Origin of the sequence: Vibrio sp. 10N.261.52.A1 (genome assembly GCF_002876325.1) — a bacterium.
GTDB classification, from domain to species: Bacteria; Pseudomonadota; Gammaproteobacteria; order Enterobacterales; family Vibrionaceae; genus Vibrio; species Vibrio chagasii.
Genome location: NZ_MCYD01001129.1, coordinates 1 through 8916 on the forward strand (window position 1 = coordinate 1; position 8916 = coordinate 8916).

6 protein-coding genes and 1 pseudogene are annotated in these 8916 nt (G+C 42.3%); 6 read left to right on the forward strand and 1 reads right to left on the reverse strand.

Annotation, left to right across the window (positions count from 1 at the left end; genetic code table 11):
• Positions 1 to 537: ATP-binding cassette domain-containing protein (locus BCT81_RS24195; protein ID WP_102426121.1), on the reverse strand; the 537-nt coding region annotated here is incomplete at its 3' end.
• 791 nt (positions 538 to 1328) lie between these two features.
• Here BCT81_RS24195 and BCT81_RS24200 point away from each other — a divergent pair.
• From BCT81_RS24200 to BCT81_RS24230, 6 genes and pseudogenes are all read left to right on the forward strand, one after another.
• Entirely contained in the window at positions 1329 to 2870 is a 1542-nt protein-coding gene (locus BCT81_RS24200; RefSeq protein WP_102426122.1) for a DUF3360 family protein, read from the forward strand.
• Between the two features lie 307 nt (positions 2871 to 3177).
• A complete protein-coding gene (pflB, locus tag BCT81_RS24205) occupies positions 3178 to 5454 on the forward strand; it encodes a formate C-acetyltransferase (RefSeq protein WP_102426123.1) in 2277 nt (758 codons plus the stop codon).
• Positions 5455 to 5655: 201 nt separating this feature from the next.
• The gene (locus BCT81_RS24215; protein WP_102426125.1) at positions 5656 to 6657 is read left to right on the forward strand and encodes a lipid A deacylase LpxR family protein; all 1002 of its coding nucleotides are present in this window, start codon (positions 5656 to 5658) and stop codon (positions 6655 to 6657) included.
• Positions 6658 to 6820: 163 nt separating this feature from the next.
• Entirely contained in the window at positions 6821 to 7561 is a 741-nt protein-coding gene (gene pflA / locus BCT81_RS24220; RefSeq protein ID WP_102426126.1) for a pyruvate formate lyase 1-activating protein, read from the forward strand.
• Between the two features lie 221 nt (positions 7562 to 7782).
• Positions 7783 to 8283 (forward strand): YfbU family protein, encoded by a 501-nt coding sequence (locus tag BCT81_RS24225; protein WP_061034193.1) that lies wholly within the window; start codon positions 7783 to 7785, stop codon positions 8281 to 8283.
• 396 nt (positions 8284 to 8679) lie between these two features.
• A pseudogene (locus tag BCT81_RS24230) lies at positions 8680 to 8916 on the forward strand (hypothetical protein); the annotation flags it as partial.

Sequence of the window (8916 nt, forward strand, 5' to 3'; positions counted from 1 at the left end):
TGGTTCATCAAACAGCATTACTTCAGGATCAACCGCTAGCGCTCTTGCAATCGCAGCACGTTGTTGTTGTCCACCAGATAAATGACCTGGGTAGTAATCTTTACGCTCATACAGGCCTACTTTCTTAAGCAGTAGCTCTGCATTTTCAATAGCTTGTGCTTTAGGTACACCTAATACATGAACAGGTGCTTCAATAACATTTTCGAGAACGGTCAGATGAGACCAAAGGTTGAACCCCTGAAAAACCATCGCCAAACGAGAACGGATTCGTTGAACTTGTTTTTCATTAGCAGGTACAGACACACCTTGGCGGTTATTTTTCATCTGAATTAATTCACCATTAACCCAAATCTCGCCTGCAGTCGGTGTCTCTAGAAGGTTGATACATCTAAGGAAAGTACTTTTACCCGAACCTGAAGATCCGATAATCGATACCACATCGCCTTTATGCGCAGAAAGTGAAATTCCCTTTAAAACTTCATTTTGACCAAACGTTTTGTGTAGATCCTTTATGTCCAGCGCCGGTACATCTTTCATGCGCTTTCTCTCCCAAGTTTGTGAAAATGCAAGGTACTCCGACCTTTTCATGCGATACAAACTAGCACCACACGGATTAACATGCAACAAATTATTAACCTAATAATTTGGAATAAATAGCACTTCACTCTGACTTATTATGCAAAAGGTAGCGTTTTCACCTCAATTTTATGAATGACTTCTATCAATAAGCTATAAATCCAACGCTTACATTGTTTAAATAAAGTTAACCAAAATGAGATTCTCGTAGCCTAACGTCTCACAAGAAAAACAAGTTTGGTGAACGAAGAAGTGTCGTTAACAGCAAAACCATAAATACGAATTCAGCAAGCGACACACTCTATGAACCACAATTATTTTAAGGCTACTGTATTGTAAGCGGTGGGCCCGGGTATCGTGGAAGGTAGGTAAAAATGAAATAACTCAATAAGAATCAGTCATTCAGAGCAATCCACCATTGACTATGCTTTAGAAAAGGAGGGAAACGTCAATTTGTGAAAACAAATTACACAATTTATCAACGGTACGTTAATGGAACGCTGCATTCTGTAGCTTTCTTTCACATACACTCATAAAGTGATCAAGATCAATCACCCTAAAGGGTAAGCTTGTTAGACTCCTCAACACACAATAAGGCATCAAAAATGCCATACATTTCTTTTAACTTAGCTGCATAAAGCACACCAAAGCCGTGCAACAAAATGTTAATGAGTTATAACTAAGAAATAACACAATTACGCGAAATTATAGAATTCAATTTTGAATTACTAACATAAAAATATGAGGAATCTATGTCAGACGTTGTCAATAATGCGAACTCTGAAGTAGAAGAGAAAAGCTATAAAGAGCTACACCGTCCTGCTTCTGAATTTGAGAACCGCTCAGATTATCTAGATCACGAACTTCAAATCATGAAGCCTCGTCGCTTTGGTCTAAACCTTCCAGGCCGTGATTTCCGCTTTGAACTCGAAGACCTTGTTCCTGCACTGGCTGGTACCATTGGTATCATCGCGATGTACTCTGCAGTAATGATGTCTTGGGCTGAAGGTCTAACTCAAGCTTGGGATCACGTAAACCTGGGTAAAGAGTTTGCTATCGAAGTTGCTCGTGTAGAAATGCTTATCCCTGCACTGCTATTCTGTATTCTTGCTTCTGGCTTCTTTAACCCTAAAGCAAACCTTGCCGGTAACCACGGCCCAATGATTCCTCTTATTGGTACCATCGCTCTTGCTGGTGCTCACCCTCTTGCATTGGCAATTCTTATCGGTGTCTTCGGTCTTATCCTTAGCTTCCTAAAAGGTGGGTCTAAGCTCGTCAACCTGACTTCTGAAGGTACTGCGGGGGGCTTGCTTATCTTCTTGGGTCTAACCGGTACAATGAGCCAAATCAACTCAATCCAAGCTTGGGCGGTTGGTCTTCAGTCTGACGCTGTTGCTGCTGGTAGCATGGGTTACATTGGTTTGATTGTTCTTGCCGTTACTATCGGCCTATACGCATTCCTTGCTAAAGTGAACAAGCGTTGGTTAGCAATCCCTGTTTGTGCTTTCACTGGTCTAGCTATTGCTTTAGTACTTGGTGCAGGTTTCGATATCAAATTCGTAACTGAAACAGGTATTCCAAACCTAAACCCAATCTACTGGTGGGGTTCTACTGAAGAAGGTTGGATGCTTGGTTTACCAAACGTTGAGCACTTCATCGCTTCTCTACCATTTGCAATCCTAGCGGTAGCAATGTGGTCACCAGACTTCCTAGGTCACCGTATCTTCCAAGAACTGAACTACCCTAAAAAGTCTGAAAAAGTTCTGATGGATGTTGATGACACAATGACTATGTGTTCAGTTCGTCAAATGGTAGGTACAGCAGTTGGTGGTGGTAACATCACTTCATCTTGGGGTACATACATGATCCCAGCAGCTATCGCGAAACGTCCAATCCCTGGCGGCGCAATCTTGCTTGGCTCTCTATGTATTATTGTTGCGATTCTTGGTTTCCCAATGGATGTCGCAGTATGGCCACCAGTGATGCGTGTTGCGCTACTTGTAGGTGTATCTCTACCTCTACTTGAAGCGGGTATGCAGATGGTTAAAGATTCAAAAGACTCTCAAGCAGCTGGTATCTGTATCTTCGGTTCAGCGGTTGTTAACCCAGTACTAGCATGGGCACTGACTATGCTTCTAGATAACAACGGCCTAATTGGTGATAAAGAGCGTGCTAAGCGTCTATCATTTGTAGACAAGATTGTTATCCCAGTTGGCGTTTTGGTTATCTGTCTAGTAGCAATGCTTGCAGTTGGTATGCTAGAAAGTCAATATGGTCTAAAAGCTTGGCTATAATCTCCTTTACTACACAAAAGTAGTAACCGGATTAAAAAAAAGTTTGGGTGGCAACCCCTGTCACTCAAATTTTTTCAACTTTTTTTAGCATTTATTGATTTAGTTTAAGGTTTGCAGAAATTTTTTAGCGTAGTCTTGATTACATAGAGTAAAGACAACATATAAAAAGTAGTGACAATATATATAACCATATGAAGCACATATGCTCATATATATTGTTATTAATAAGAGTGTACTACCCTTACGAGGGGCGCTGGCTCAACAGTGTTAATGTACGTGTTTTTTCTACTAAAAAGGTAGGTATGTCATGGCAGAGCAATTTGCTAAAGCTTGGGAAGATTTTGCTGCAGGTGAGTGGCAAAGCGAAGTAAACGTTCGTGATTTCATTCAAAAGAACTACACGCCGTATGAAGGCGACGAGTCTTTCCTAGTTTCTGAAGGTACTGAGGCTACTAACAAGCTTTGGGCTTCGGTAATGGAAGGTATCAAACAGGAAAACGCAACTAAAGCACCTGTAGATTTCGATACTTCTGTTATCTCTACCATCACTTCTCATGATGCGGGTTACATCGAAAAAGATCTAGAAACTATCGTTGGTCTTCAAACAGAAAAACCACTTAAGCGTGCGATCATCCCTAACGGTGGTATTCGTATGGTTGAGGGTTCTTGTAAAGCATACGGTGAAACTCTGGATCCAGCTGTTTCTAAAATCTACTCTGAATACCGTAAAACACACAACGCAGGTGTTTTCGATATCTACACGCCTGACATCCTAAAATGTCGTAAGTCTGGTGTTCTAACTGGTCTTCCAGATGCTTACGGCCGTGGTCGTATCATCGGTGACTACCGTCGTGTAGCTCTATACGGTATCGACTTCCTAATGAAAGACAAGCAAGCTCAATTTGCTTCTCTTCAAGAGCAATTCGAAAACGGCGAAAACCTAGCAGAAACAATGCAACTTCGCGAAGAGATCTCTGAGCAACACCGCGCTCTAGGTCAAATCAAAGAGATGGCTGCTAAGTACGGCTTCGATATCTCTGAGCCAGCTCAAACTGCTCAAGAAGCTATCCAATGGACTTACTTCGCTTACCTAGCGGCTGTTAAGTCTCAAAACGGTGCTGCAATGTCTCTAGGTCGTACTTCGACTTTCCTAGACATCTACATCGAGCGTGATATCGCTGCTGGCAAGATCACTGAAGTTGAAGCTCAAGAAATGATCGACCACTTCGTAATGAAGCTACGTATGGTTCGTTTCCTACGTACTCCTGAGTACGATGAGCTATTCTCTGGCGACCCAATCTGGGCAACAGAGTCTATGGGTGGTATGGGTATCGACGGTCGTACGCTAGTAACGCGTTCTAACTTCCGTTTCCTAAACTCTCTATACACTATGGGTCCTTCTCCAGAGCCAAATATCACTGTTCTTTGGTCTGAGCAACTACCTGATGGCTTCAAGCGTTTCTGTGCGAAGGTATCTATCGATACTTCTTCTATCCAGTACGAAAATGATGACCTAATGCGTCCTGACCTAGAGTCTGATGATTACGCTATCGCTTGTTGTGTATCTCCAATGATCGTTGGTAAGCAAATGCAGTTCTTCGGTGCTCGTGCTAACCTTGCGAAAACAATGCTTTACGCAATCAACGGCGGTGTAGATGAGAAGCTTAAACTTCAAGTAGGTCCTGTTTCTGACAAGATCACTGACGAAGTTCTTAACTACGATGACGTAATGGCTCGTCTAGACACATTCATGGACTGGCTAGCTAAGCAATACGTGACTGCACTAAACAGCATTCACTACATGCACGACAAGTACAGCTACGAAGCGTCTCTAATGGCTCTTCATGACCGTGACGTTCGTCGTACTATGGCTTGTGGTATCGCTGGTCTATCTGTTGCAGCTGACTCACTATCTGCAATTAAGTTCGCGACTGTTAAACCAATCCGCGACGAAGATGGCATCGCAACTGACTTCGAAATCGAAGGCGATTACCCTAAATACGGTAACAACGACTCTCGTGTAGATGATATCGCTTGTGAACTAGTTTCTACGTTCATGAACAAGATCCGTAAGCTTAAGACTTACCGTAACTCTATCCCTACACAGTCAGTTCTTACTATTACATCTAACGTTGTATACGGTAAGAAAACAGGTAACACTCCAGACGGTCGTCGTGCTGGTGCTCCTTTCGCTCCTGGTGCTAACCCAATGCACGGTCGTGATGAGAAAGGTGCTGTAGCGTCACTAACGTCTGTAGGTAAACTACCGTTTGCTGATGCACAAGATGGTATCTCGTACACGTTCTCTATCGTACCTAACGCTCTTGGTAAAGATGCTGAAGGTCAGAAAGCGAACCTTGCAGGCCTAATGGATGGTTACTTCCACCACGAAGCTGGCATTGAAGGTGGTCAACACCTTAACGTGAACGTTCTTAACCGCGACACTCTAGAAGACGCAGTTAAGCACCCTGAGAAATACCCTCAGCTAACAATCCGTGTATCTGGTTACGCTGTACGCTTCAACTCTCTAACTGCAGAGCAACAAGCTGACGTAATCGCACGTACATTTACTGAGTCTCTATAAGCTCACGCTCAACAGACAGTAAATAATAATTAGCCTCGCCAATGTGCGGGGCTTTTTTATATCTGATGCTAATTCCAATAACACCAACATTCTCCCTAAATGTTAGATTGAACAAAAAAGGCCTTTTCCATTCACTTTTTTTCCACAAATCCGTGCAAATTACGGTAATATCGCGGTTCATAATTTAAGAGTAACTGCTCCATGAAATACCTTCGTTGTTTACCCCTGCTTCTTCTCTCTTTTTCATCTTTGGCGTCTGAACGTTCTACGGTCACTTTCGCATTAGACAATGATGGAGTTTTTGGCGTTGACCAAGACTATACCAACGGACTGTTTCTGGGTTACACATCATCAAGCATTACGCCATACGATTGGGTAAAACCTTTAAGTCTTTCTTACTGGGGCGCAAGCTCTTTAGATAAGTGGGAAATCACCCTTGGCCACAAAATGTATACCCCTTCTGATATCGAATTAGAAACGCCATCAGCGAACGACCGCCCATACGCAGGTTACTTACACACAGAACTCAACTACATCAGCTTGAACCCACAACAAGCTCAGCGTTTTAACATTACGTTTGGTACCACCGGTGAACGAGCGCTTTCTGAAGATGCTCAAAAACTTGTTCACTCGATCACTAAATCAGATGAGCCTTTAGGTTGGGAATACCAAGTTGATGATGAGTGGGCAGGCAGCGTTGGTTACCTAAGTCATTTCAATCTCATGCGTAATCAAGCGTTGGCGAATACCGACTTCGAGATCTCTAACGTTTCAGAAATCAACGTGGGTAACTTTAGAAGCGATATTTCATCAGGCTTTATGTTCCGTTGGGGTACTGACCTAGGTGGTAACTTTGGTGCGGCTAATATCACAAGCGAAAATCCATTTAAACCAGGGATGATCGGTGCTTCGAACGCAGGCTGGTTTACCTATGCAGGCCTAGAAGGTCGTTACCGTTTCAATGACTTAACGATTGAAGGTGACCGCTCTGGTGTTGATGAATACGCGAATAAAAACAATGAAGATCCAGCTATCTACGACGTAACTCTAGAGAACCTTCAAGCGACTGCAGTCATGGGTGTGGCTTGGTACAACCAATACGTTGGTGCATCCTTCGCACTAACCGCAAAAACACCAGATTACAAAGAAGCGAAAGAGTCTATCTACACCACCGGTGGCATTACCATGTTCGCGTTCTTCTAGCGAATCACTCAAGCTTTCACGTTTACTTTTCAAGTTTGACAAAGGCAATCATCTTCCGTGGTGATTGCCTTTATTTTTAAAGGTCTCGTTACGATTTGACCCTATTTTATGTACCGTTTTTGTAATAAAATAAAGGGCATAAATTCCTCTACGAGAATAGCTCATGTCTACAACTGGTCGCATTCACTCATACGAATCTTGTGGTACTGTCGATGGCCCTGGTATCCGCTTTATTGTATTTCTTCAAGGCTGCTTAATGCGTTGTATGTACTGCCACAACCGCGATACATGGGACCTTCATGATGGTAAAGAAGTCACTGTAGAAGAAATCATCAACGAGGCGAAATCTTACCGTCACTTCATGAAAGCTTCTGGCGGTGGCATCACCTGTTCTGGTGGTGAAGCAATGCTACAGCCTGAGTTTGTCCGTGACTTCTTTCTAGCGGCTAAGGCTGAAGGTATCCATACTTGCCTTGATACTAATGGCTATATTCGTAAACACACAGAAGTGATTGATGAAGTATTAGACGCCGCTGATCTTGTGATGCTCGACCTGAAACATATGCGTGATGAAATTCACCATGATTTCATTGGTGTATCTAACAAGCGCACTCTCGATTTTGCCCGTTACCTTCATAAGATTGGTAAAACGACTTGGATCCGTTACGTGATTGTACCTGGATACACAGACACACCAGAAGATGCACACCTACTTGGTGAGTTCATTAAAGACATGGACAACATCGAAAAAGTAGAGCTGCTTCCTTACCACAAACTGGGCGCGCATAAATGGGAAGCTCTTGGTTTAGACTACCCTCTTGAAGGCGTAAACCCGCCAAGTAAAGAGACAATGGATGAGATTGTTGCGGTTCTGAGCCAATACCACTCCAATGTAAAATACTAATATCAACGGTATTTAAAACCTGTTTCAAACGCCTCAATTTCGATTGGGGCGTTTTCTTTTTCGAGCCAAACAATCCTTTCACTTTTCTTTACAACTTTTGTTTATCAATTCAAAAAATCATATTAAATCCGTGTTGAGATCATGTTTCCACTCGTAGGAATGCTGTTACTCTTACTTCAACAAAAGAATACAACATTTAGTTTTTTAGTGAGGCTTCTCCCATGGAAATGACCAATGCTCAGCGTCTAATTCTATCAAATCAATACTACCTAATGTCTCAAATGGATCCTGAGAACTCAGCTAAATATCAACGTCTACAAACGATTGTAGAGCGTGGTTACGAACTCCAAATGCGTGAGCTTAACAAAGAGTTTGGTTGTTTGACTGAAGCAGAATGTCGCGAAATTATCGACATCATGGAGATGTACCATGCAATGCAAGAGTCGAACAAAATGCTTGCAGAAGACGAGCGTAAAGAGGTTGATCAGCGTCGCCTACAGTTCTTAGGTTTCGACATTGCATCTGAAGCGCAAATCGTACACTACGTACGTTTCCTAGTTGACTCTGAAGGCCTTTACCCTCAGTTCGACAAAGCGGATCACCACTTCAATAGCCAAATGCCAATGCTAGACAAATACCGTCGCATGCTAACAACATGGCGCAACTGCCCTCGTCAGTACCACCTATGTGCGACAGAGCTATCTCAAATCTTCAGTGCTTAATGCATAAAGAATTAAGCCTCAGATTGGCTTAAAACGTTTCAAAAAAGGGTTACTCATCACGAGTAACCCTTTTTTCATGTCTGCATATAAGGAGAGAAAACGGGAACTATTAAGCAACGTGGATATGAAGTGAGCTTTGGATACAAAAAATTGTTATGGAACATGAAAATAAGATATTAAACATCGAACCGTTTCCCATTAATTTCTCTGATATCGCCCATTTACCAATGAGAATAAGCCTATGACTTATAAGTAATAATCTCATTCACCTTTATTAATTCTACATCGAAACATTTAATACAAATTAAAAATCGCCACCCCAATTTCGAACGGTGTTTTTTATTTTAAAGAAGTAGCTAGAATGCTCACCGAAATTTATTAACCAGAGCGATAAAAATGAGAAAATTCATCCTTGCATCACTAGCTATTCTGTCAACTTCATCTTTCGCAGCTAACGACATGTACGTACTTGGCGGCGTTGGCATCAATGAAGACGACACAGGCGTACAATTCACTGCTGGCTCACAAATTCTTGATACCAATTTTTATCTTGAATCAACAATGAATTACATAGATTCCGACAGCAATGAGGTTACGTCGGACGTACATGGTGACCTAACTAAGTACAAAGGC

Coding starts and splice junctions, on each gene's coding strand:
- BCT81_RS24200 (WP_102426122.1), top strand. CDS start 1,329: ATGTCAGACGTTGTCAATAATGCGAACTCTGAAGTAGAAGAGAAAAGC.
- pflB (WP_102426123.1), top strand. CDS start 3,178: ATGGCAGAGCAATTTGCTAAAGCTTGGGAAGATTTTGCTGCAGGTGAG.
- BCT81_RS24215 (WP_102426125.1), top strand. CDS start 5,656: ATGAAATACCTTCGTTGTTTACCCCTGCTTCTTCTCTCTTTTTCATCT.
- pflA (WP_102426126.1), top strand. CDS start 6,821: ATGTCTACAACTGGTCGCATTCACTCATACGAATCTTGTGGTACTGTC.
- BCT81_RS24225 (WP_061034193.1), top strand. CDS start 7,783: ATGGAAATGACCAATGCTCAGCGTCTAATTCTATCAAATCAATACTAC.